This window comes from Neisseria sp. HMSC31F04 (assembly GCF_001807735.1).
Taxonomy (GTDB): Bacteria; Pseudomonadota; Gammaproteobacteria; order Burkholderiales; family Neisseriaceae; genus Neisseria; species Neisseria elongata.
Map to the genome: position 1 here is coordinate 78,334 of NZ_KV790786.1, position 22,038 is coordinate 100,371.

The 22,038-nt window shown below is 55.9% G+C and carries 22 protein-coding genes; 15 read left to right on the forward strand and 7 right to left on the reverse strand.

What is annotated here, in order from left to right; all coding sequences use genetic code 11:
* Positions 1–132: 132 nt before the first annotated feature.
* From nuoF to nuoN, 13 genes are all read left to right on the forward strand, one after another.
* Positions 133–1,428 (forward strand): NADH-quinone oxidoreductase subunit NuoF, encoded by a 1,296-nt coding sequence (gene nuoF / locus HMPREF3107_RS03450; RefSeq protein WP_070453489.1) that lies wholly within the window; start codon positions 133–135, stop codon positions 1,426–1,428.
* Between the two features lie 141 nt (positions 1,429–1,569).
* Entirely contained in the window at positions 1,570–3,828 is a 2,259-nt protein-coding gene (gene nuoG, locus HMPREF3107_RS03455; protein ID WP_070453492.1) for an NADH-quinone oxidoreductase subunit NuoG, read from the forward strand.
* Positions 3,829–3,830: 2 nt separating this feature from the next.
* The gene (gene nuoH / locus HMPREF3107_RS03460) at positions 3,831–4,901 is read left to right on the forward strand and encodes an NADH-quinone oxidoreductase subunit NuoH (RefSeq protein WP_070453495.1); all 1,071 of its coding nucleotides are present in this window, start codon (positions 3,831–3,833) and stop codon (positions 4,899–4,901) included.
* A 74-nt stretch (positions 4,902–4,975) separates the two neighbouring features.
* Positions 4,976–5,371, forward strand: a complete 396-nt coding sequence (locus tag HMPREF3107_RS03465) for a GFA family protein (protein WP_070453498.1) — start codon at positions 4,976–4,978, stop codon at positions 5,369–5,371.
* A gap of 54 nt (positions 5,372–5,425) precedes the next feature.
* The gene (nuoI, locus tag HMPREF3107_RS03470) at positions 5,426–5,905 is read left to right on the forward strand and encodes an NADH-quinone oxidoreductase subunit NuoI (protein ID WP_003822940.1); all 480 of its coding nucleotides are present in this window, start codon (positions 5,426–5,428) and stop codon (positions 5,903–5,905) included.
* Positions 5,906–5,981: 76 nt separating this feature from the next.
* The gene (locus HMPREF3107_RS03475; RefSeq protein ID WP_070453501.1) at positions 5,982–6,584 is read left to right on the forward strand and encodes a hypothetical protein; all 603 of its coding nucleotides are present in this window, start codon (positions 5,982–5,984) and stop codon (positions 6,582–6,584) included.
* 70 nt (positions 6,585–6,654) lie between these two features.
* Positions 6,655–7,317, forward strand: coding sequence for an NADH-quinone oxidoreductase subunit J (locus HMPREF3107_RS03480; RefSeq protein WP_070453504.1), 663 nt, complete (start codon positions 6,655–6,657; stop codon positions 7,315–7,317).
* A complete protein-coding gene (gene nuoK / locus HMPREF3107_RS03485) occupies positions 7,314–7,619 on the forward strand; it encodes an NADH-quinone oxidoreductase subunit NuoK (RefSeq protein WP_003773732.1) in 306 nt (101 codons plus the stop codon). The genes HMPREF3107_RS03480 and nuoK overlap by 4 nt, the downstream gene beginning before the upstream one ends.
* Positions 7,620–7,737: 118 nt before the next feature.
* Positions 7,738–9,747: an NADH-quinone oxidoreductase subunit L gene (nuoL, locus tag HMPREF3107_RS03490; protein WP_070453507.1), complete on the forward strand. Its 2,010-nt coding sequence runs from the start codon at positions 7,738–7,740 to the stop codon at positions 9,745–9,747.
* A gap of 14 nt (positions 9,748–9,761) precedes the next feature.
* Positions 9,762–10,073: a chorismate mutase gene (locus tag HMPREF3107_RS03495; RefSeq protein ID WP_070453509.1), complete on the forward strand. Its 312-nt coding sequence runs from the start codon at positions 9,762–9,764 to the stop codon at positions 10,071–10,073.
* A 52-nt stretch (positions 10,074–10,125) separates the two neighbouring features.
* Positions 10,126–10,446 carry a cupin domain-containing protein gene (locus HMPREF3107_RS03500; RefSeq protein ID WP_070453512.1) on the forward strand — a complete coding sequence of 107 codons (321 nt, stop codon included), beginning with the start codon at positions 10,126–10,128 and terminating at the stop codon, positions 10,444–10,446.
* A gap of 75 nt (positions 10,447–10,521) precedes the next feature.
* Positions 10,522–12,024: an NADH-quinone oxidoreductase subunit M gene (locus HMPREF3107_RS03505; RefSeq protein ID WP_070453516.1), complete on the forward strand. Its 1,503-nt coding sequence runs from the start codon at positions 10,522–10,524 to the stop codon at positions 12,022–12,024.
* 9 nt (positions 12,025–12,033) lie between these two features.
* Positions 12,034–13,479 carry an NADH-quinone oxidoreductase subunit NuoN gene (gene nuoN / locus HMPREF3107_RS03510; protein ID WP_070453519.1) on the forward strand — a complete coding sequence of 482 codons (1,446 nt, stop codon included), beginning with the start codon at positions 12,034–12,036 and terminating at the stop codon, positions 13,477–13,479.
* Positions 13,480–13,699: 220 nt separating this feature from the next.
* Here the strand turns inward: nuoN and HMPREF3107_RS03515 are convergent, their stop codons facing one another.
* The 6 genes from HMPREF3107_RS03515 to clpX all read right to left on the reverse strand — a co-directional run bounded on the left by HMPREF3107_RS03515 (position 13,700) and on the right by clpX (position 19,178).
* Positions 13,700–14,278 (reverse strand): hypothetical protein, encoded by a 579-nt coding sequence (locus HMPREF3107_RS03515; protein WP_168160510.1) that lies wholly within the window; start codon positions 14,276–14,278, stop codon positions 13,700–13,702.
* Positions 14,279–14,498: 220 nt separating this feature from the next.
* Positions 14,499–15,302 (reverse strand): carbon-nitrogen hydrolase family protein, encoded by an 804-nt coding sequence (locus HMPREF3107_RS03520; RefSeq protein ID WP_070453526.1) that lies wholly within the window; start codon positions 15,300–15,302, stop codon positions 14,499–14,501.
* Between the two features lie 33 nt (positions 15,303–15,335).
* Complete coding sequence (locus HMPREF3107_RS03525; protein ID WP_070453529.1) at positions 15,336–16,208, reverse strand: DUF808 domain-containing protein; 873 nt, start codon at positions 16,206–16,208, stop codon at positions 15,336–15,338.
* Positions 16,209–16,358: 150 nt separating this feature from the next.
* The gene (locus HMPREF3107_RS03530; protein ID WP_070453531.1) at positions 16,359–16,619 is read right to left on the reverse strand and encodes a GNAT family N-acetyltransferase; all 261 of its coding nucleotides are present in this window, start codon (positions 16,617–16,619) and stop codon (positions 16,359–16,361) included.
* 87 nt (positions 16,620–16,706) lie between these two features.
* A complete protein-coding gene (locus HMPREF3107_RS03535) occupies positions 16,707–17,771 on the reverse strand; it encodes a serine endopeptidase (RefSeq protein ID WP_070453533.1) in 1,065 nt (354 codons plus the stop codon).
* Positions 17,772–17,912: 141 nt separating this feature from the next.
* On the reverse strand, positions 17,913–19,178 hold the full coding sequence (clpX, locus tag HMPREF3107_RS03540; protein WP_070453536.1) for an ATP-dependent Clp protease ATP-binding subunit ClpX: 1,266 nt from the start codon (positions 19,176–19,178) through the stop codon (positions 17,913–17,915).
* A gap of 349 nt (positions 19,179–19,527) precedes the next feature.
* On the opposite strand from clpX, the gene HMPREF3107_RS03545 reads away from it, so the two are divergent.
* Positions 19,528–20,469, forward strand: coding sequence for a serine hydrolase (locus HMPREF3107_RS03545; protein ID WP_070453539.1), 942 nt, complete (start codon positions 19,528–19,530; stop codon positions 20,467–20,469).
* Positions 20,470–20,707: 238 nt separating this feature from the next.
* On the opposite strand, the gene HMPREF3107_RS03550 is transcribed toward HMPREF3107_RS03545, so the two are convergent.
* On the reverse strand, positions 20,708–21,310 hold the full coding sequence (locus HMPREF3107_RS03550; protein WP_141742821.1) for an adenine phosphoribosyltransferase: 603 nt from the start codon (positions 21,308–21,310) through the stop codon (positions 20,708–20,710).
* Positions 21,311–21,381: 71 nt separating this feature from the next.
* Between HMPREF3107_RS03550 and gmk the strand changes: the two genes are divergently transcribed.
* Positions 21,382–22,002, forward strand: coding sequence for a guanylate kinase (gene gmk / locus HMPREF3107_RS03555; RefSeq protein ID WP_070453542.1), 621 nt, complete (start codon positions 21,382–21,384; stop codon positions 22,000–22,002).
* Positions 22,003–22,038 lie beyond the last annotated feature (36 nt).

Below are 22,038 nucleotides of genomic sequence, written 5' to 3' on the forward strand. Positions count from 1 at the left end.
AACCGAACAGGAAGAAAACAGAAAACCCTTTTCAGACGGCCTAACAGGCTACCTGAAAAACACCGCAATATTGACAGGCCGTCTGAAACCGACAAGGCCGCAGCAGAAACCGAAACACATAGGCACACCAAAATGGCTATTTACCAATCAGGCGTGATTTTTGAACAAGTGGATACCGCCAATCCCGATTGCTGGACGCTGGAAGAATACGTCAAACGCGGCGGCTACACCGCCCTGCGTAAAATTTTGGCCGAAAAAACGCCGCAAGACGACGTGATTGCCGAAGTCAAAACTTCCGGCCTGCGCGGGCGCGGCGGTGCAGGCTTCCCGTCCGGCCTGAAATGGAGCTTCATGCCCCGTTCCTTCCCCGGTGAAAAATACATCGTCTGTAACACCGACGAAGGCGAGCCCGGCACCTTTAAAGACCGCGACATCATCCGTTTCAATCCGCATGCCCTGATTGAGGGCATGATTATCGGCGGCTATGCCATGGGCGCGTGTGCCGGTTACAACTATATTCACGGCGAAATCTTTGAAGGCTACCAACGCTTTGAGGCCGCCCTGGCCGAAGCGCGCGAAGCAGGCTTCCTCGGCAAAAATATCCTGGGCAGCGGTTTCGATTTCGAACTCTTTGCCCACCACGGCTACGGCGCATACATCTGCGGTGAAGAAACCGCGCTGCTCGAATCGCTCGAAGGCAAAAAAGGCCAACCGCGTTTCAAGCCCCCGTTCCCGGCTTCGTTCGGTTTGTTCGGCAAACCCACCACCATCAACAACACCGAAACTTTTGCCTCCGTCCCGTTTATCATCCGCGACGGCGGCCAAACCTTTGCCGATAAAGGCATTCCCAACGCAGGCGGCACCAAACTCTTTTCCGTGTCCGGCCACGTGGAACGCCCCGGCAACTACGAAGTGCCGCTCGGCACGCCCTTTGCCGACCTTCTGTCCATGGCAGGCGGTGTGCGCGGCGGCAAAAAGCTGAAAGCCGTTATTCCGGGCGGCTCGTCTTCGCCCGTGATTCCCGGCGACATGATGATGACCCTCACCATGGACTACGACGCCATCGCCAAAGCGGGTTCCATGCTCGGTTCCGGCGCGGTTATCGTGATGGATGAAGACGTGTGCATGGTTAAGGCCTTGGAAAGATTGAGTTACTTCTACTTCGAAGAATCTTGCGGCCAATGTACTCCCTGCCGCGAAGGCACCGGCTGGCTCTACCGCATCGTTCACCGCATCGTAAACGGCCAAGGCCGCATGGAAGACCTCGAACTTTTAGAAAGCATCGGTAACAACATGGCCGGCCGCACCATCTGCGCTCTTGCCGATGCTGCCGTTTTCCCCGTGCGCGGTTTCATGAAGCACTACCGCGACGAATTCGTCCACTACATCGAACACGGCAAACCGATGAAAGAGCACAAGTGGTGCTAGCTGCCGGAATAATCGGGCTACCTGAAAGCAAAAAGGCCGTCTGAAAACAGGCTGCCTGAAAAACAGCCCGCAGGCCGCCGCCTTTTTTCAGACGGCCTCACAACGAAAAATTTTAAATACCCGTAACGTAGGAAATACACCATGTTACAAATCAGCATTGACGGTAAGGAAGTATCGGTAGAGCAGGGCGCGACCGTGATTGAGGCGGCGCAGAAGCTCGGCACCTACATCCCCCACTTCTGTTACCACAAAAAACTTTCCATCGCCGCCAACTGCCGCATGTGCCTGGTAGAGGTGGAAAAAGCGCCCAAGCCGCTGCCCGCCTGCGCCACGCCGGTAACCGACGGCATGGTGGTGCACACCCATTCCAAAATGGCCAAGCAGGCGCAGGAAGGCGTGATGGAATTCCTGCTCATCAACCACCCGCTCGACTGCCCCGTATGCGACAAAGGCGGCGAATGCCAGCTGCAAGATTTGGCTGTCGGCTACGGCAAATCCACCACCCGCTACCTGTTCGAACCCAAGCGCGCCGTGGTGGCCAAAGAAATGGGGCCGCTGATTTCCACCGAAGAGATGACCCGCTGCATCCACTGCACCCGCTGCATCCGCTTCACCGAGGAAATCGCCGGCAACCAGGAAATCGGCATGGCCAACCGCGGCGAACATTCCGAAATCCTCACCTTCATCGGCCGCGCCGTGGAAACCGAACTTTCCGGCAACGTTATCGACCTCTGCCCCGTGGGCGCGCTCACCAGCAAACCCTTCCGCTTCAACGCCCGCTCTTGGGAATTGAGCCGCCGCAAATCCGTGTCCGCCCACGACGCATTGGGCAGCAACCTGATCGTACAAACCAAAGAGCACACCGTGCGCCGCGTGCTGCCGCTGGAAAACGAAGCCGTCAACGAATGCTGGCTGTCCGACCGCGACCGCTTCGCCTACGAAGGCCTGAACCATGCAAGCCGTCTGAAAAACCCGAAAATCAAACAGGGCGGCGAATGGATCGATGTGGACTGGCAAACCGCGCTCGAATACGTGCGCAACGGCATCGAATGTATCGCCAAAGACGGCAACCAAGAGCAAATCGGCTTTTGGGTCAACCCCATGAACACGCTGGAAGAACTCTATCTGGCGAAAAAACTGGCCGACGGCATCGGCAGCCGCCACTTCGCCACCCGCCTGCGCGAACAAGACGGCCGTCTGAAAGGCACGTTGGCAGGCGCGCAATGGCTGGGCTGCAATATCGCCGATCTTTCCGATGCGCAAGCCGTGCTGGTGGTGGGTGCCAACCTGCGCCAAGAGCAGCCGCTGCTGACCGCCCGCCTGCGCGTGGCCGCCAACCAAGGCAGCAAAATCAGCGTGGTGGCCGCGCGTAAAGAACAACTGCATATGCCATTGGCCGCACAGGAAGCCCTGCATCCGAACCAATGGGCAGGCTACCTGAAAAATCTCGCCGCCGATGCCGCCAACCCGATTCACACCGGTTTGAAAGACGCGGGAAAAGCCGCCGTCCTGCTCGGTGCGGAAGTGCAAAACCACCCCGACTATGCCGCGATTTACACCGCCGCGCAAAGGCTGGCCGAACAAACCGGCGCGTCATTCGGCATCCTGCCGCAGGCGGCCAACAGCGTGGGTGCGGATTTGCTGGACGCCGACAGCGGCAGCATTGCCGAAATGATTGCCGCGCCGAAACAAGCCGTGCTGCTGCTCAACGTTGAGCCCGAAGCCGACGTGGCGGGCGGAGCCGCCGCCGTGGCCGCGCTGAAACAGGCCAAGAGCGTGATGGCGTTTACCCCGTTCGTCAGCGACACCTTGCTCGACGTGTGCGACGTGCTGCTGCCGATTGCCCCGTTCACCGAAACTTCCGGCAGCTTCGTCAATATGGAAGGCCGTCTGCAATCCTTCCACGGCGTAGTAAAAGGCTTGGGCGAAAGCCGCCCGCTGTGGAAAATCCTGCGTGTGCTGGGCAACCTGCTGGAACTGGAAGGCTTCGAATACGACAGCAGCGAACAAATCCTGCACGACGCGCTGGATGCCCAAAGGCTACCTGAAAAACTGAACAACCGCAGCAGCTGGCAGGGCGAAGCCGCGCCCGCCGCAGCAGGCCTGATCCGCACCGGCGGCGTGGGCATCTACCACACCGACGCCATCGTGCGCCGCGCCGAAGCCCTGCAGCAAACCTCGCACGCCCAAGTGCCAGCCGCCCGCGTCCACCCCGATACGCTGGCTGCGCTCGGCCTCGCTGACGGCGCAACTGCCGAAGCCGTGCAGAACGGCAGCCGCGTGCGCGTAACCGTAACGGCCGACAACACATTGCCGCCCAACGTCGTCCACCTGCCGCAGCATCCGGCCAACGCCGCGCTGGGCGGGCTGATGAACGCGATTGAACTGGAAGGAGTCTGATGATGCAGGAATGGTTTCAAGCCCTGTTTGCCGGCTGGTTCGGCGCGGCGGGCAACGACATCGGCCTCTTGGTGTCGATTGTCGTCAAAATCGTGATTATCCTTGTGCCGCTGATTCTGACTGTGGCCTACCTGACCTACTTCGAGCGCAAGGTCATCGGCTTCATGCAGCTGCGCGTCGGCCCGAACGTGACCGGCCCGTGGGGCTTGATTCAGCCGTTTGCCGACGTGTTGAAACTGCTGTTTAAAGAAGTTACCCGCCCCAGCTCGTCCAACAAAGCTTTGTTCTATATCGGCCCCATGCTCTCGCTCGCTCCCTCGTTTGCCGCGTGGGCGGTAGTGCCGTTTTCCGACCAATGGCTCTTAACCAAAGTCGATGCCGGCCTGCTGTATATCTTAATGATTACCTCGCTTTCCGTGTACGGCGTGATTATTGCCGGCTGGGCGTCCAACTCCAAATACGCCTTCCTCGGCGCGATGCGTTCTTCCGCGCAAACCATTTCCTACGAAATCGCCATGAGCGCGGCTCTGGTGTGCGTAATCATGGTTTCAGGTAGCCTGAACTTCAACGACATCGTGGCCGCGCAAAGCACCGGTATTGCGGGCGGCTCGATTTTCTCGTGGAACTGGTTCACCCTGTTCCCCGTGTTCCTCATCTACCTGATTTCCGCCGTGGCTGAAACCAACCGCGCCCCGTTCGACGTGGCCGAGGGCGAATCCGAAATCGTGGCCGGTTTCCACGTCGAATACTCCGGCTTCGCCTTTGCGCTGTTTTTCCTCGCCGAATACATCTTCATGATTCTAATCGGCGCGCTCACCTCCATTATGTTCCTCGGCGGCTGGCTGTCGCCCTTTCCGCAAAGCTGGGGCATCGTCGGTACACCCAGCCCGATTTGGATGTTTGCCAAAATGGCCTTCGTGCTCTACGGCTATCTGTGGATTCGCGCCACTTTCCCGCGCTACCGCTACGACCAAATCATGCGTTTGGGTTGGAAAGTGCTGATTCCCATCGGCTTTGTCGCCATCGTTTTCTACGGCTTATGGATGGCTTCGCCGTGGAGCTTGTGGAAATAGGGCAGGGAGGCCGTCTGAAAGTTTTCAGGTAGCCTGAACCCAAATTTTTAACCGTTTCAAACCGAGAGAAACCGATGAAAGCTCAATGCCTGTGTGGCGCAGTATCACTGGAAACCGCCGAAAACCGCGAACTCCACGCCTGCCATTGCGGAAAATGCCGCGTATGGGGCAGCGGCGCGTCTTTTACTTTGGCCGCCCAGTCGCCCGAAATCACCGGCAGCGAATACATTGCGCATTATCAGTCGTCCGAATGGGCGCAACGCTGTTTTTGCAAACACTGCGGCACACATCTGTTTGTGAAAGTTGGCAACGATTATTACATCAACGCCGGGCTGTTTGCCGACAACGCGGGCTTTGAAACCACTTCGCAAATCTTTATCGATTGCAAGGCTCCGTATTACGACTTGGCCAACGATACGCCGAAGCTGACCGAAGCCGAGTTTTTAGAAATGGTGGGCGCGGCAGGTTAAAAAACCGCTTTCAGACGGCCTGTAAACAGAATAATCCGAAAAGAGCATCCGAAAATGGCTAATTTAGTAAAAACCTTCCTGCTGGGCGAATTGGTGAAAGGCATGGGCGTAACGCTCAAAAACTTCTTCGCCCGCAAAGACACGATTTACTTCCCCGAAGAGAAAACACCGCAATCCGTGCGTTTCCGCGGCTTGCACGCCCAACGCCGTTATCCGAACGGCGAAGAACGCTGCATCGCCTGCAAACTGTGCGAGGCCGTCTGCCCCGCCATGGCAATCAACATTGAAAGCGAAGAACGCGAAGACGGCACCCGCCGCACCACCCGCTACGACATCGATTTAACCAAGTGCATCTTCTGCGGCTTCTGCGAAGAAGCCTGCCCGACCGATGCGATTGTGGAAACCCATATCTTCGAATACCACGGCGAGAAAAAAGGCGATTTGCACTTTACCAAACCGATGCTTTTGGCCATCGGTGACCAATACGAAGCCGAAATCGCCAAACGCAAAGCGGCTGATGCGCCGTACCGCTAAAGAGCGGAACGCCCGCAGAGTTTTCAGGTAGCCTGAAGCCCAATATTCCGGCAGCCGTGCTTGGAGGAAATACAGAATGGATAAGCAACAAGCCTTTGCCGATATGGTTTTTCAGAAAACCGCCGCCGCATTGGCCGGGCTGCCTGAAGAGATTCAGGATGATGTATATGCCTTATCGTTTTGGGTGCGGGGCGGCGATGAGTGGCTGCCCGGCCTTTCAGTCAGCTACAACACTTGCGGGCAGTTTGAAGGCAAGAAGGGTGAGACGCTTAATCAGGATGACGAAGCCAAGTGGAACTATGCCTATTGGCTGCAAGACGAAGCCGAATTGTTGGGCGTAGACGCATATAGAAACAACCAAGAACTCCAAGCATGGCTGGCAAATGCGCCCTTTGCCTACACCGAAGAACAATACGAAGCCATGTTTGACGGCGACGATGAAGACGAAAGCAGTGGAACAGACGAGAAATCGAACGAGTTTTACCAGGCCTTTGTCGAAACCCAAATCGCCGTGGTGCAACGCCTGTTTGTCGAGGGCGTGATTGCCGGAACGTTCGGCAAAAATATTCCCGTGCTGGTACACGAATTGGAGTATTACGATGCTCCCTTATCGTGGACGGAACGCGCCAACCCGGAAGGCTTGGCAGATGAATTTTTAAGCTATTGGCGCAGCCAATAAACCGCGTCCGGCCAAGCCGAAACGCACAGCAAAACCGATTGAAATATCCCGAAACGGAAAGTGCAAAAATATGAACTTTCAACTTATTCTGTTTTACCTGTTGGCCGCCATCATCCTGTTTGGCGCGCTGAAAACCGTAACCGTGAAAAACCCGGTGCATGCCGCGCTGTATCTGGTGCTCACTTTCTGTATGAGCGCGATGATGTGGATGCTGATGCAGGCCGAATTCCTCGGCATCACGCTGGTGGTAGTGTATGTGGGCGCGGTGATGGTGCTGTTTCTGTTCGTGGTGATGATGCTCAACATCGACGTGGAGGAAATGCGCAAAGGCTTTTGGCGCAACGCGCCGGTGGCCGCCGTGGTCGGCGTACTGATGGCCGTGGCGCTGATTATGATTTTGGTTGCGCCTGCCACCGATTTGGCCGCTTTCGGCCAGATGAACGACGTGCCTGCCGACCACAGCAACGTGCGCGAGCTGGGCACGCAGATTTACACCACCTACCTGCTGCCTTTCGAGCTGGCGGCCGTGCTGCTGGTGCTGGGTATGGTGGCCGCCATCGCGCTGGTGCACCGCAAAACCTTCAAGCCGAAATACATCAATCCGGCCGACCAGGTTAAAGTGGACGCCAACAAAGGCCGCTTGCGCATGGTGAAGATGGAAGCCGTGGTGCAGAGGCCGTCTGAAAGCGAAGAAAACAATGGCGAAGCCGCCGAAGGGGAGGGCAAAGCATGATTACGATTACGCATTATCTGGTGCTGTCCGCCCTGTTGTTCGGCATCAGCGCGATGGGCATTTTCATGAACCGCAAAAACGTGCTGATTTTGCTGATGTCGATCGAACTGATGCTGCTGGCGGTGAACTTTAACTTTATCGCCTTCTCGCGCTACCTCGGCGACAGCGCGGGGCAGATTTTCGTCTTCTTCGTGCTCACCGTGGCCGCGGCCGAATCCGCCATCGGCTTGGCGATTATGGTTTTGGTATACCGCAACCGCAACACGATCAACGTAACGGATTTGGACAGCCTCAAAGGCTAGGGCTAACTGAAAACAGGCCGTCTGAAAGTTTCAGGTAGCCTAAACAAGGAAGCCGGAGAGGCTACCTGAAAACGAGCCGCACAAAATTGAAAGATTTATCCGTAAGGATGGCAACAACATGACTGACATGACTTTATACCTCATCATCGCCCTCACGCCCTTGGCGGGCTGTTTGCTGGCCGGGCTGTTCGGCAACACCATCGGCCGCCGGGGCGCGCACACGGTTACCATACTTGGCGTGGCCGTATCCGCCGTGCTGTCGGCCTATGTGCTGTGCGGGTTTATCGACGGCAGCCGTGCCAAGTTTGATGAAAACGTCTATACCTGGCTGACCATGAACGGGCTGGATTTCTCGGTCGGTTTCCTAGTGGACAGCCTCACCGCGCTGATGATGGTGGTGGTTACTTCCGTGTCGCTCATGGTGCACATCTACACCATCGGCTATATGGCGGACGAAGAAGTCGGCTACCAACGTTTCTTCAGCTATATCTCATTGTTTACCTTCAGCATGTTGATGCTGATTATGTCGAACAACTTCATCCAGCTTTTCTTCGGCTGGGAAGCGGTCGGCTTGGTGTCGTATTTGCTCATCGGCTTCTATTTCAAACGCGACAGCGCGATTTTCGCCAACCTGAAAGCCTTCTTGGTCAACCGCGTGGGCGACTTCGGCTTCGTGCTCGGCATCGGTTTGGTGCTGGCCTATTTCGGCGGCAGTCTGCGCTATGCCGACGTGTTCGCCTACCTGCCCAACGTGGTCGGCAGCACCCTGTTCGGCTGGGATTTGATCACCATCACCTGCCTGTTGCTGTTTGTCGGCGCAATGGGTAAATCCGCACAGTTCCCGCTGCATGTCTGGCTGCCCGATTCTATGGAAGGCCCGACCCCCATTTCCGCGCTGATTCACGCCGCAACGATGGTAACCGCCGGCCTGTTTATGGTGTCGCGCATGTCGCCCATATATGAGCTCTCCACCACCGCGCTGAGCGTGATTATGGTGATTGGCGCAATTACCGCGCTGTTTATGGGCTTTCTCGGCACGATTCAAAACGACATCAAACGCGTGGTGGCTTATTCCACCTTGTCGCAGCTCGGTTATATGACCGTGGCTTTGGGCGTGTCCGCCTATTCGGTTGCCATGTTCCATGTGATGACCCACGCCTTCTTCAAAGCCCTGTTGTTCTTGGCGGCGGGCAGCGTGATTATCGGTATGCACCACGACCAAGACATGCGCAATATGGGCGGCCTGCGCAAATACATGCCGATTACCTGGTTCACCATGCTGCTGGGCAACTTAGCCCTCATCGGCACGCCGCTGTTCTCCGGTTTCTATTCCAAAGATTCGATTATCGAAGCGGTGCATGCCAGCAACCTGCCCGGCAGCGGTTTCGCCTATTTCGCCGTGCTGGCCAGCGTATTTGTTACCGCGTTTTACGCCTTCCGCCAATACTTTATCGTCTTCCACGGTAAAGAACGCTGGCGCGAGGCCAAGCATGACCACCACGACGACCACGGCCACCATCACGGCCTGAAGCCGTCCGACAACCCGCACGAAAGCCCGTGGGTGGTTACCTTGCCGCTGATTTTGCTGGCGATTCCGTCCGTGATTATCGGCTACATCGCCATCGAGCCGATGCTGTACGGCGATTTCTTCAAAGACGTGATTTATGTCAATCACGAGCTGCATCCGGTGATGCACATCATGAAGGAAGAATTCCACGGCGCAATGGCCATGGTGTCGCACAGCCTGCACACGCCCGTGCTGTATCTGGCCATCGGCGGCGTATTGGCTGCGTGGTTTCTGTATGTGAAAGCGCCGCAGCTGCCTGCCAAAATTGCGCAGACCTTCCGCCCGGTGTATGTGCTGTTTGAAAACAAATACTACCTCGACAACATCTACTTCGCCGTGTTTGCCAAAGGCACGCGCGCGCTGGGTACTTTCTTCTGGAAGGCCGTCGATACCGCAATCATCGACAACGGCTTGGTAAACGGCGCGGCCAAACTGGTCGGCGCGGTGGCAGGGCAGGTGCGCCGCCTGCAAACCGGTTTCATCTACACCTACGCTGCCGCTATGGTTTCCGGCGTGTTGGTGCTGATTGTGGTGTTCTTCTGGCAGCTTTGGTTCAGATAAAGGCTACCTGAAAAATGGATGCTGATATTTTGCCCGATACCCTAGCCGAAGTGCGGCAGGCGATTGACGTGCTGGACAGCCAGCTTATCGGCTTGCTGGCACGGCGGCAGCAGTTGGTTGCACAGGCAGGCCGTCTGAAACCCAAGCACGACGCGCAGGCCGTGGCTGCGCCCGAAAGGGTGGCGCAGGTGCTGAAGGCACGGCGCGAACAGGCTGCGGAGGCAGGCTTATCGCCCGATGTGGCAGAAGCCGTGTGGCAGGCCATGATTGCCGCCTTTATCCGTTTCGAGCAGGAAGTAAACTGTTCGGGCGGGACAGCTAATTAAGGCTACCTGAAAACTAAAAGGCCGTCTGAAAACACCACACACAGAGGAAAAAATGAGCGCAACCGACATCATCCGCGCCGCCGAATTCACCGCCGAGAGGGCATGGGGAGCGCGCAGCATCGCCAATCTAAACGGCACCACCGTGCGCCTGCATTGGACGGACCAGCCCTACAAATGGCATGTGAACGACGGCGAGGAAGTGTTTGCCGTAATGGACGGCGAAGTGGATATGCACTACCGTGAAAACGGCGAAGAGCGCGTGGTGCGGCTGCAAAGCGGCGACATCTTCTATGCCGGCATCGGCGCGGAACACGTCGCCCACCCGCGCGGCGAAGCGCGGATTTTGGTGATTGAGAAAGAGGGCAGCGTTTAAGCTGTTTGAGGCCGTCTGAAAAGCGGCAAACGCAGAAAAACGACGATTTATTTATTCAAACCACAGGTTACAACTATGTTTTCTAACCATCTTCTCAGCTTGGCAATCTGGCTGCCGATAGCCGCCGGATTATTGGTGCTGGCTACCGGCTGCGACCGCCGTGCCCCCTTGGCGCGGATACTGGCTTTTGTCGGCGCGTTGGCCGGTTTTCTGGTTACGTTGCCGCTGTTTACGCAGTTCGACCGCTTGAGCGGCGGCTTCCAGTTTGCCGAGTTTTATGCGTGGATTCCCGCGCTCAACATCAACTACGCGCTGGGCGTGGACGGCATTTCCGTGCTGTTTGTCATCCTCAATGCCTTCATCACGTTGATGGTGGTGCTTGCGGGCTGGGAAGTGATTCAGAAAAAGGTGGCGCAATACATGGCGGCCTTCCTGATTATGTCCGGCCTGATCAACGGCGCGTTTGCCGCCCGCGATGCCATGCTGTTCTATATCTTCTTCGAAGGTATGCTGATTCCGCTGTATCTGATTATCGGCGTGTGGGGCGGGCCGCGCCGCGTGTATGCCTCGGTAAAACTCTTTCTCTACACGCTGATGGGCTCGCTGCTGATGCTGGTGGCCTTGGTGTATTTGTCGTTCCAAACCGGCGGCAGCTTCGCGATTGAAGATTTCCAAAACCTCAAACAAATTCCGCTGTTTACCCAGCAGATTCTGTTTGCCGCCTTCTTCCTGTCGTTTGCGGTGAAAGTGCCGATGTTCCCGGTGCACACTTGGCTGCCCGACGCACACGTGGAAGCGCCCACCGGCGGCTCGATGGTGCTGGCGGCGATTACGCTGAAACTTGGCGCATACGGCTTTTTGCGCTTCATCCTGCCCATCCTGCCCGATGCGTCGCGCTATTTTGCCCCCGCCATCATCGTGCTCAGCCTGATTGCGGTGATTTATATCGGCATGGTGGCTTTGGTACAAACCGATATGAAAAAACTGGTGGCCTATTCCTCCATCAGCCACATGGGTTTCGTTACCCTGGGCATGTTCCTGTTTACCAATCAGGTGCAGTTGCAGCCGTGGGCGTTGAAAGGTGCAATCATGCAGATGATTTCGCACGGCTTTGTTTCCGCCGCCATGTTCTTCTGCATCGGCATGATGTACGACCGCCTGCACAGCCGCAACATTGCCGACTACGGCGGCGTGGTTACCGTGATGCCGAAATTTGCCGCTTTCATGATGCTGTTTGCCATGGCCAACGCCGGCCTGCCCGCCACTTCGGGTTTCGTGGGCGAATTTATGGTGATTATGGGCGCAGTGAACTATAACTTGTTTGTGGGCGCTCTGGCGGCACTGACGCTGATTTTGGGTGCGGCATACACGCTGTGGATGTACAAACGCGTGATTTTCGGCGCGGTAACCAACCCGCATGTGGCCGAAATGAAGGACATCAACCGTCGCGAATTCGCCATCCTGGCCATCCTCGCCGCCACCGTGCTGGGCATGGGCCTGTGGCCGGAGCCGTTTATCGCCGTGATGCATCAGGCGGCCAACGATTTGATCGCGCATGTGGCGCAAAGCAAGATTTGAGGTGTGTGAATGAACTGGACTGATTTGAACTTAATCCCCGCCATGCCCGAAATCGTGCTGCTCACGGCATTGTGCGTGGTGCTGTTGGTGGATTTGTGGCTGAAAGACAATAGCCGCGTCATTACCCATTATCTGAGTCTGTTCACTTTGGTATTGACGGCGGCGACACAATGGTATGTTTGGACACCGACTGCGGTCAGTACGTTTAACGATATGTATTTGGCTGACGGTTTGTCTCAGTTGAGCAAAATGACCATGTACGCCGCATTGTTCGCCGTATTTGTGTACGCCAAACCGTACAATCGGGCGCGTAATATGTTTAACGGCGAATTTTATACCCTTTCGCTGTTTGCCCTTTTAGGCATGAGCGTGATGGTGAGTGCAGGGCATTTCCTTGTTGCCTATATCGGCTTGGAACTGCTTTCGCTGTCGCTCTACGCCATGATTGCCTTGCGGCGCGATTCTGCCCGTTCGGCCGAAGCCGCGTTGAAATACTTTGTGCTCGGCGCATTGGCCTCCGGTTTGCTGTTGTACGGTATTTCGATGATTTACGGTGCAACCGGTTCGCTGAATTTCGCCATTGTGCTGGCCAACGGCCAAAGCGGTGTCGCCAACGGCTGGCTGATGAAGCTGGGTTTGGTTTTCGTTGTGGTCGCATTGGCGTTCAAATTGGGAGCCGTTCCGTTCCATATGTGGGTGCCGGATGTTTATGAAGGTGCGCCCACTTCGGTGGCTTCGATTATCGGTACCGCGCCGAAAATGGCGGCGGCAGTTTTCGCTTTCCGTATTTTGGTAACGGCGATGAACAACCAGCATGCCGATTGGACCCAGATGCTGGTTATCTTGTCCGTGGCTTCACTGCTAATCGGTAACCTTGCCGCCATTGTGCAGACCAATATCAAGCGGATGTTGGCTTATTCGACTGTATCGCATATGGGCTTCGTCCTGATGGCGTTTTTGAGCGGCAGCGTCGGTTTCTCGGCCGGCCTGTATTACGCATTGACCTATATCGTGATGGCATTGGTCGGTTTCGGTGTGTTGATGCTGTTGTCCGACGAATCGTTCGAATGCGAAAACATTGCCGATTTGGCCGGTTTGAACCGGCGCAACGCTTGGTATGCCTTCCTGATGTTGCTTGCCATGTTCTCCATGGCCGGTATTCCGCCGCTGATGGGTTTCTATGCCAAGTTGCAGGTTATCAAATTGCTGGTGAGTGCGAATTACACTTGGTTGGCGGTGTTTGCCGTCGTGATGTCGCTGATTGGCGCGTTCTACTATCTGCGTGTGGTGCGGATGATTTACTTCGAAGAACCTGCCGACAGCCGCCGGTTGAGCAGCGACGGCGCGATGAAGGTGTTGTTGTCGGCTAACGGCCTGCTGTTGCTGTTGTGGGGTGTCCTGCCGCAAGGTGTGATGGATTGGTGCGTCCAAGCCATCCGCACGACAATAGGTTGATAGCGGCGGTATCGCAAAACAAACCGAGGCCGTCTGAAAACCGTAAATCGGGTTTCAGACGGCCTCAGTTTGTTTATGGCGTCAATTCGATATTCTTCTGTATCCCTTTACTTAATTTCCGATACGGTAGCTGCGTCGGCCGTCATTAGCCTGCGTAAGCTCATGAAGACAATTGGTAAGTACAGTATTTTGGCTCTATCTGCGCTAGCTATATTTCTGTTCAAAAGCCGGAGACAGGGTAGTTTTCCGGTATGGAATAATCGTTATTCCGTGCTTTGAATGGGAGGAGGTAGGATTGGCCTTTGAAGGAGTTTTTACCTTTTTTGCCTGTGAGGCGGATTTCCAGCGGGTAACGTCCGGCTGTCTGTTTCAGGTCGGGGCGCGGGGTTAGGGTGCCGTGCAGGGAAACTTCTTCATCCGACGGGCCTGCTTCCGTATTGTCCATACCGGTGATGATCAGGTAGCTGTCGAATTTGCCGCCGCTGTAAACAAACAGTGAACTGAAAAAATTGTTATAGCCCTGTCTGCCGCCGTTTATAGAATTTTCAAATCCCCACGCCGAAGTGCCGAAACGAAGAAAACGCCAGGGTTTTCCGCCCGATTCGGCAGCCTCGACCTGCGTTTGACTGCGGGCTTTTAATTGCCATGTTCCGTTATTCTGTTTTAAGACGAATATTTCGGCAGGGTAGGGTGGGGCATGAAGGGTAACGGGACGGCTGTTGGGGCGCAGTTTTACATTGTCGCCCGTGTAGAGGAGGAAGGTCAGCCCTTCGGCGGAGCCGGTTTGTTTCAGTTGCATGCAGGTATTGCCTTTTTGCCCGATTAGGCATTTTACGCTTGGTATTTTGCGGTAAAATTTTTGTTCGACAAAGGCTTGCGGTGTTTGTGCGGCAGCCGTCGTACAGCAGGCCGCAAGGAAGAGTCGGAATGTTTTCATCAGGTTTCTTCTCGGAATCGGGTTTGCGGGGCTATGATGGTTTGAGGCCGTCTGAAAACTTGTTTTTCAGACGGCCTCGGTATTACAGGATGCGGTGTGCCAGTGCGGGCAGACGCTGCCGCACGCTGTTCAGCCGCGCGGGGTCGAGTTCGGCGGTAATCACGCCTTCCCCTTCGGGCAGCACGGCCAGGATTTCGCCCCAAGGGTCGATAATCATGCTGTGGCCGAAGGTGCGGCGGCCGTTTTCGTGCAGGCCGCCCTGTCCGGCCGCCAAAACGTAGCATTGGTTTTCCACCGCACGGGTGCGCAGCAGCAGTTCCCAATGCGCCTTGCCGGTGGTATAGGTGAAGGCGGCGGGCAGCAAAAGCGCGCCAAACGGGCTTTGGGCACGGAAAAATTCGGGGAAGCGCAGGTCGTAGCAGATGCCTTGCGCCAGATTCCAGCCGTCGGCAGTCAGGCGGGGGACTTCGCGGCCGGCGGCGATGGTGTCGGCTTCGGCGTAGCGTTCGCCCAAGCCCGAATAGCCGAACAGGTGCATTTTGTCGTAGCGGCCGATACATTCGCCGTTTTTGTCATATGTCAGCAGGCTGTTCCATACTTTGCCGGGTACGGGCGATTGCAGCGGAATCGTGCCGCCGAACAGGGTAACGCCGCATTCGGCGGCGGTTTCGGCCATCGCCTGTTGCAGGGTGCCGCTGCCGAAGGGTTCGGCCAGTGCGAGTTTGTCGCGGTCGTTTTGCCCCATCAGCGGCCAATATTCGGGCAGCAACGCCCAATCCGCACCTTGCTCTGCCGCTTGGCGCACCAGGCGGCGCATGGCGGCGGTATTGGCGGCGGGGTTGGTGCCGGAAACGGTTTGGATGACGGCGGCACGGATTTTCCGCATGGCGTTGCTCCTTTCAGACGGCCTGTTTTCCGTTTAATGTTTTTTGCCGAACAGTTTGATCAGCGGCAAGACGACGGCGCAAACGATTGCTCCGGACAGCAGGCCGACAATCAGGTTGGCCAAATTGCCCATGATGCCGCCCTCCCAATGCATGGTGTGCAGGAAGTCGGACACGAACGGCGCGCCGTGGGCAATGATGCCACCACCGACCAAAAACATGGCCAGTGTGCCGACGACGCTCAGGCCGCGCATGAAAACGGGCATAACGGCCAGCAGGGCATTGCCCACGCTTTTCCACATGCCGCCGCGCCGTATCAGGAATAAACCCAAATCGTCCAGTTTTACAATCATGGCCACCAAGCCGTAAACAAATATGGTCATGCCGATGCCGATGATAGAGAGCATCAAGGCTTGTTGCAGCATGCCTGAGTCGGCATTCACCGCGCCCATGGAAATGATGATGATTTCGGCCGACAGGATGAAGTCGGTGCGGATTGCGCCTTTGATTTTGGCATTTTCATCGGGCAATTCGTCGGGGACGGCTTCGGGCGAATGACCGGCTTCATGACGGTGCAGGAGGGGGTGCAGCAGTTTTTCCACGCCTTCAAAGCAGAGATATGCGCCGCCCAGCATCAGTAGCGGGGTAATCAGCGCGGGGGCCAGCCACGACAGCAGAAGCGTGGCCGGAATCAGAATCAGCTTGTTTACCAGCGAACCTTTGGCCACCTGCCAGACGATGGGCAATTCACGGTCGGCCGATACGCCGGTTACCTGGTTGGCGTTCAAGGCCAAATCGTCGCCGACCACGCCGACGGTTTTTTTCGCTGCCATTTTGGTCATCAGGGAAACGTCGTCGAGTACGGATGCGATGTCGTCAAGCAGGGTAAACAGGGATGCAAAAGCCATATAGGGGTCTCGGTTGGGAGGAAAGGGCGGATTATAGTCAAATCTGTCAAATACCGTAACGGTATGCCGCCGTTTTATGGCGGCAAACGTCAAAGGCCGTCTGAAATGTGTTTTTCAGACGGCCTTTGACGCATTGCGGTTTTTTTAACGCTACTCTTTGTCCGTATTGCCGATAAAGCGTGCGGCATAATCGCATTCCGCACTCAGCGGGATGCCGTTGGCTTCGGCGTGCGCCATCAGGGCGTCGACCAGCATTTTGGCGATGCCGCGCCCTCGGAAGTTCGGTGATACTTCGGTATGCACGACATTCCAACCGCCGTTTTCTTCCGTGTAGCCGATGTGGCCGGCTTCCAGTCCGTCGATGTCGATTTGGAAGCGGCGTTGTTCGGGAAGGTATTTGATTTCGTTCATGGCTGATTCTCCTGTTGTTTGGGGATATTAGGCCGTCTGAAAGGCGTTGCGCGCCGGTTTGCCGGGTGTTTCAGACGGCCTGAAGGTTTATTTGTGGCCGGTATCGTTTGAACCGGCTGCGGAACCGCAATGGAAGCAGTAGCGGTTGAACGCGCTTTTCCGCGTGTTGCAGTTGCCGCAGCGGTTAAACAGGTTGATGCTGCAATGCGGGCAGTAATCCATTTCGGGATGTTGGAAGTCCAGCGGGCGTTCGCAGCCGGGGCAGATGCCTTTGGCAGTGCATTGCTGGGCGCGGTCGTAGTCCATCTGCTGCTGCCGCTCGTCGGCGGGCAGTGCTTCTTCATTGCGCTTGCGTTCGAGGTAGCGGTTCATGGCGATGATGGCATAGCGGCCGATCAGTATGGTCATCAGGATGCCGACCGCGTAGCGTACATAGCCGCCGTAGCTGGGCAGGTAGGGGACGAGTTCGACGAAAAAGGCAAACAGGGCGAAATAGATGAAGCCCCAAACAAACGGCCACCAGCGCGAGCGGCGTTTTTTGGCGAACAGGTAACCGCCGATGAGCAGCAGCGGCAGGGTGAGGGCGAGGCGGTAGAGGAAAACTTGCAGTTCGATGCGGCGGTCGTCCTTTTCTTTGCGTTTTGATGCGTCATTCTGCTCCTGTTCGAGTTCTTTTTCGTTTCGGTCGCGCTGCTGGCGGTTGTCGAGCTGACGCTGCTGGATGGCGGCATATTGTTGTTGCAGGGTTTGCTCTTTGGCCTTCAGTTCGTCCAGCTTGCGGGTGCGGGCGATGACTTCGGGGTTTTGTTCGGATTGTTCGGTAGCAGAACGGGCGGCAAGCCAGTTTTGCAGGCTTTGCTGTTCGGCGGCGGTTTGGTTGCGCTGCTTTTCCAATTCCAATGCGGAGCGTTCCGCTTCTTCCGTCAGGCGGGTGTCTTCTTCGTTCAGGCGGTCGCGGGTTTGCTGCAGCAATATCCCTTTTTCGCCCATGTAGTCGTCCAATTCGCGGGTTTGTTCGACGGACGGCAGGTCGTTGATGACTTTGCCGCCCAATCCGATGAGGAAGGAGGCAAAAATAAAGGCAATCAGCCACAGGCCGCGTCTGAACCATTTTTCGGGTAGGCGGTTGCCGGCGGATTTTTGGTGGCGCATGGCGTGCTCCGTTTTATGTGGGAAAGATGTCAGTATAGCGGGGTGCGGGGTGCGGGGGCAATCGGGTATGAGGCCGTCTGAAAAAGGAAAGGCCGTCTGAAACCCAGTGTTCGGTTTCAGACGGCCTCCAAGATTCCACGCTTATTGTGCGTCGTCTTGATACTCTTTGCCGTCGGCCAGCAGCAGGACGGGCTGGCGGTTGTTTTCGATAACTTCCGCGGTAATGACGGCTTTTTTTACCTGCGGCAGGTTGGGCAGGCGGTACATGGTTTCCAGCAGGGCGCGTTCGACGATGGAACGCAGGCCGCGCGCGCCGGTTTTGCGGGTCATGGCCAGTTTGGCGATGGCGCGCAGTGCATCCGGTTCGAATTCCAGTTCCGCGCCTTCCATGGCGAACAGTGCCTGATATTGTTTGACCAAGGCATTTTTCGGTTCGGTGAGGATGTTGATCAGGGCATCTTCATCCAGTTCGGCCAGGGTTGCAATCACGGGCAGGCGGCCGATTAACTCGGGAATCAGGCCGAATTTGATCAAGTCTTCCGGTTCGACGATTTCGAACAGTTCGCTGATGTCGGCGTTTTCGTCCTTGCTGTGTACTGCTGCGCCGAAGCCGATGCCGCCTTTTTCCGTGCGCTGGCGGATGACTTTTTCCAAGCCGGCAAATGCGCCGCCGCAGATAAAGAGGATGTTGGTGGTGTCTACCTGGATGAAATCCTGATTCGGATGCTTGCGCCCGCCTTGCGGGGGAACGCTGGCCACCGTGCCTTCAATCAGTTTCAACAATGCTTGCTGTACGCCCTCGCCGGAGACGTCTCGGGTAATCGAAGGGTTGTCGCTTTTGCGCGAGATTTTGTCGATTTCGTCGATATAGACGATGCCGCGCTGGGCTTTTTCGACATCGAAATCGCATTTGCCCAAAAGTTTGGTGATGATTTGTTCGACGTCTTCGCCGACATAACCTGCTTCGGTCAGCGTGGTTGCATCAGCCATCACGAACGGCACGTCTAGTTTGCGCGCCAAAGACTGCGCCAACAGTGTTTTGCCCGAACCGGTGGGGCCGATGAGCAGGATGTTGGATTTGGACAGCTCCACCGCGCCGCCCGCTTTCGGATGGCGCAGGCGTTTGTAGTGGTTGTAAACGGCAACGGCCAAGGCTTTTTTCGCCTGCTCCTGGCCAATAACGTGGTCGTTCAGGTTGGCGACGATTTCGGACGGGGTGGGCAGTTTGCCGTCCCCGTCGGTGGCGGAACCTTTGCCTTCGGCGGCCGCGTCGTCCCCGCCTTCCAGCATGATGCCGCAGGTTTCCACGCATTCGTTGCAGATATAGGCGTTTTCGCCTTCAATCAGATGTTTGACTTCCTGTTCGGTTTTACCGCAAAACGAGCAGTGGCGGTTTTCTGTGGTCATCGAGTGTGCCTTTGTCTGAATCGGCCCCAAGGCCGTCTGAAAAAACGGAGATTATAATAAGCAGCCGTGCTTTTTTCAATTTGCCGCAAGGTGCGGCAGGAAAGGGCGGGGCGGCCGCCAAACGCAAACTCATGCAAAACTGCGTATGTTTGCTTTACAAACCGTTTGCTTTTCAAGGAAAATAATGACTTGCTTCAAAGCAAGGTGCACACAACCATCCCTTGATGGCGGTATTACCAAAAAACAAAGCCCGCTTCGCCGGTAAACTGTGTTTCAGACGGCCTCACGGCCGGTTTGAGCCCCGCCGTCCCTTTCCGAATTTCTTTTTGTTAATTTAACGGACAGCCCGATGTTTTCTACACCGTTTTACAAAAAAGCCGCCGCCGTCTTCCTCGGTCTGAGTTTGGCTTCCGCCCCCGTTTTGGCCGACGATTTGGACATGCTCGGCCAGTTTCTGCAGCAAAACCTGACATCCGACCAAGACCCGTTGGGTACTTTCCTTGCTGAAAATCCGGACGATATGCTGGAAGCGCAAGCGGCAATTGCCGGCCCGTTGCTGTCGTCGCAGGCAGCCCTGATTGTCAATAACCGTACCGGCGAAGTGCTGTATCAAAAGAACATGAACCGCGTTATGCCGATTGCCTCGATTTCCAAGCTGATGTCGGCGATGGTGGTTTTGGATGCGCGCCTGAATATGAACGAAGTCATCACCATTACCGAGGATGAAATCGACCGGCTGAAAGGCACGGGCAGCCGCCTGTCTGTCGGTACGCAGCTCACACGCGCCCAATTGCTGCATTTGAGCCTGATGTCGAGTGAAAACCGCGCCACCCATGCGCTGGGTCGTACTTATCCGGGCGGTATGTCTGCCTTCGTGGCCGCCATGAATGCCAAAGCGCAAAGCTTGGGTATGGCCAACAGCCGTTTTTACGAACCGACCGGTTTGGACTACCGCAACGTTTCCACCGCCTGGGATTTGAACAAACTGGCCGCTGCCGCTAGTAATTATGCGCCAATTACCAAAAACAGTACGGCCACCTACGGCTCGGTGTATACCAGCGCGGGCCGCCAGCAGAACTATAAAAATACCAATGCCTTGGTGCGTGAAGGCTCCTGGGACATCGAATTGCAGAAAACAGGCTATATCCGCGAGTCCGGCCGTTCGATGGTCGTGCGTGCCCGCATAGGCAGGGAACCGGTTACCATTGTCCTGCTCAATTCGCCCACATCCACCACGCGCGTCAATGATGCACGTAAAATCCAAAGTTGGATGATGCAGCGTCCGTCTTGAGCGGTGGCAGTTGTTTAAATAATGAAAAGGCCGTCTGAAAACCTTTATCGCGGGTTTTCAGACGGCCTTTTTATCTCCAATGCGGCGAATGCCGAAGTTTTAACCGATATTGATGCAAATCGGCGAACCGTAAATATAAATCGTACGAACCGAGTAACTTGTTGCTTCCAAAGCTTGGGAAGCGTTTTCTTTAAGTTTAGGCAAGTCGGCACGGTAACGAAAGCGAAGCCGATTTTCTCTATTTCGGCATGCAGCCCTCGTTTTGATACAGGGTAAACAGCGGAACGCCCGCATCGCGGATGCGTTTGCCACCCGGCAGATCGGTAAATTCCAAAATAGCAGCAGCTTCGAGCACTTCGCCGCCGAGTCTGCGGATAAGCTCCGCACCTGCGAGCATGGTGCCGCCGGTGGCTACCAAGTCGTCCACCAGCAAAACGCGCGCGCCGCTATGGAAGGCATCCGTGTGCATCTCCACCGTTGCTTCACCGTATTCCAGCGCATAACTTTGGGAAACGGTTTCGAACGGCAGCTTGCCTTTTTTGCGGATGGGTACGAAGCCGACATTCAGCTGATAAGCCAGGGCCGCGCCGATGATAAAGCCGCGTGCGTCCAAACCGGCCACAACGTCGACTTTCTGATCCATATAGCGGTAAACCAGCAAATCCACCAACAGGCGGAAATATTGCGGGCTTTGCAGGATGGGCGTAATGTCGTGAAACAGAATGCCTTCCTCGGGCCAGTTGGGAATTTTCCGCATTTTTTCAAACAGGGCTTCCACGCCCATTACTTCGGGATGAATCAACACCGCCGTATCCTCATGGCTGAAATCAAAAGCGCCCATTGTAACAAATTTTCTATTCCGCAGAGGGATGCGTTATAATCAAGAACCGTTATTAAGCCGATTTTACTATCATGAACAAACCGACTCCCGGCAATATCTTCATCATCTCAGCCGCTTCCGGCACGGGTAAAACCACACTGGTTTCCCGGCTGTTGTCGGCCCACGCCGATGTCCGCGTTTCCATTTCCCATACCACCCGTTCGCCGCGCGAAGGCGAGAGGAACGGCGAACATTATTATTTCGTCGGCACGGCCGAATTCGAGGGTATGATAGGCAAAGGCGAATTCCTCGAACATGCCGATGTGTTCGGCAATTACTACGGTACCAGCTTCAACGGTCTGCAAGCACTGCAACGCCAAGGTTTCGACGTTATCCTGGAAATCGACGTGCAAGGTGCGGAGCAGGTGCGCCGTGCGCTGCCGGAGGCCGTCAGCATTTTTATCCTGCCGCCGAGTTTTGCCGTATTGTCCGAACGCCTGCGCGGCCGCAACACCGACAGCGCGGAAGTGATTGAGAAACGGCTGCGGCAGGCACGCGGCGAAATCGAACAATCCCTATTGTTCGACTATGTGGTTGTTAACCGCGATTTAGCAGAAGCCGAAGCACAATTGAGCGCGATTATCCGTTCTCAACGACAAACCCAGGTGCGGCAGAAAAATTTCATTGAAGGACTGTTGTCCGAAAATTTTTAATTCCACTATTTTAAACAATTTATTATCGATAAGGAC

What these genes read in the sequence shown, in the direction of transcription:
- HMPREF3107_RS03545 (WP_070453539.1), top strand. Translation starts at nt 19,528, where the DNA reads ATGTTTTCTACACCGTTTTACAAAAAAGCCGCCGCCGTCTTCCTCGGT.
- HMPREF3107_RS03480 (WP_070453504.1), top strand. Translation starts at nt 6,655, where the DNA reads ATGAACTTTCAACTTATTCTGTTTTACCTGTTGGCCGCCATCATCCTG.
- HMPREF3107_RS03530 (WP_070453531.1), bottom strand. Translation starts at nt 16,619, where the DNA reads ATGAACGAAATCAAATACCTTCCCGAACAACGCCGCTTCCAAATCGAC.
- nuoG (WP_070453492.1), top strand. Translation starts at nt 1,570, where the DNA reads ATGTTACAAATCAGCATTGACGGTAAGGAAGTATCGGTAGAGCAGGGC.
- HMPREF3107_RS03500 (WP_070453512.1), top strand. Translation starts at nt 10,126, where the DNA reads ATGAGCGCAACCGACATCATCCGCGCCGCCGAATTCACCGCCGAGAGG.
- HMPREF3107_RS03505 (WP_070453516.1), top strand. Translation starts at nt 10,522, where the DNA reads ATGTTTTCTAACCATCTTCTCAGCTTGGCAATCTGGCTGCCGATAGCC.
- nuoK (WP_003773732.1), top strand. Translation starts at nt 7,314, where the DNA reads ATGATTACGATTACGCATTATCTGGTGCTGTCCGCCCTGTTGTTCGGC.
- nuoN (WP_070453519.1), top strand. Translation starts at nt 12,034, where the DNA reads ATGAACTGGACTGATTTGAACTTAATCCCCGCCATGCCCGAAATCGTG.
- gmk (WP_070453542.1), top strand. Translation starts at nt 21,382, where the DNA reads ATGAACAAACCGACTCCCGGCAATATCTTCATCATCTCAGCCGCTTCC.
- HMPREF3107_RS03525 (WP_070453529.1), bottom strand. Translation starts at nt 16,208, where the DNA reads ATGGCTTTTGCATCCCTGTTTACCCTGCTTGACGACATCGCATCCGTA.
- nuoI (WP_003822940.1), top strand. Translation starts at nt 5,426, where the DNA reads ATGGCTAATTTAGTAAAAACCTTCCTGCTGGGCGAATTGGTGAAAGGC.
- nuoH (WP_070453495.1), top strand. Translation starts at nt 3,831, where the DNA reads ATGCAGGAATGGTTTCAAGCCCTGTTTGCCGGCTGGTTCGGCGCGGCG.
- HMPREF3107_RS03535 (WP_070453533.1), bottom strand. Translation starts at nt 17,771, where the DNA reads ATGCGCCACCAAAAATCCGCCGGCAACCGCCTACCCGAAAAATGGTTC.
- HMPREF3107_RS03475 (WP_070453501.1), top strand. Translation starts at nt 5,982, where the DNA reads ATGGATAAGCAACAAGCCTTTGCCGATATGGTTTTTCAGAAAACCGCC.
- clpX (WP_070453536.1), bottom strand. Translation starts at nt 19,178, where the DNA reads ATGACCACAGAAAACCGCCACTGCTCGTTTTGCGGTAAAACCGAACAG.
- HMPREF3107_RS03520 (WP_070453526.1), bottom strand. Translation starts at nt 15,302, where the DNA reads ATGCGGAAAATCCGTGCCGCCGTCATCCAAACCGTTTCCGGCACCAAC.
- HMPREF3107_RS03465 (WP_070453498.1), top strand. Translation starts at nt 4,976, where the DNA reads ATGAAAGCTCAATGCCTGTGTGGCGCAGTATCACTGGAAACCGCCGAA.
- HMPREF3107_RS03495 (WP_070453509.1), top strand. Translation starts at nt 9,762, where the DNA reads ATGGATGCTGATATTTTGCCCGATACCCTAGCCGAAGTGCGGCAGGCG.
- nuoL (WP_070453507.1), top strand. Translation starts at nt 7,738, where the DNA reads ATGACTGACATGACTTTATACCTCATCATCGCCCTCACGCCCTTGGCG.
- HMPREF3107_RS03515 (WP_168160510.1), bottom strand. Translation starts at nt 14,278, where the DNA reads ATGCAACTGAAACAAACCGGCTCCGCCGAAGGGCTGACCTTCCTCCTC.
- HMPREF3107_RS03550 (WP_141742821.1), bottom strand. Translation starts at nt 21,310, where the DNA reads ATGGGCGCTTTTGATTTCAGCCATGAGGATACGGCGGTGTTGATTCAT.
- nuoF (WP_070453489.1), top strand. Translation starts at nt 133, where the DNA reads ATGGCTATTTACCAATCAGGCGTGATTTTTGAACAAGTGGATACCGCC.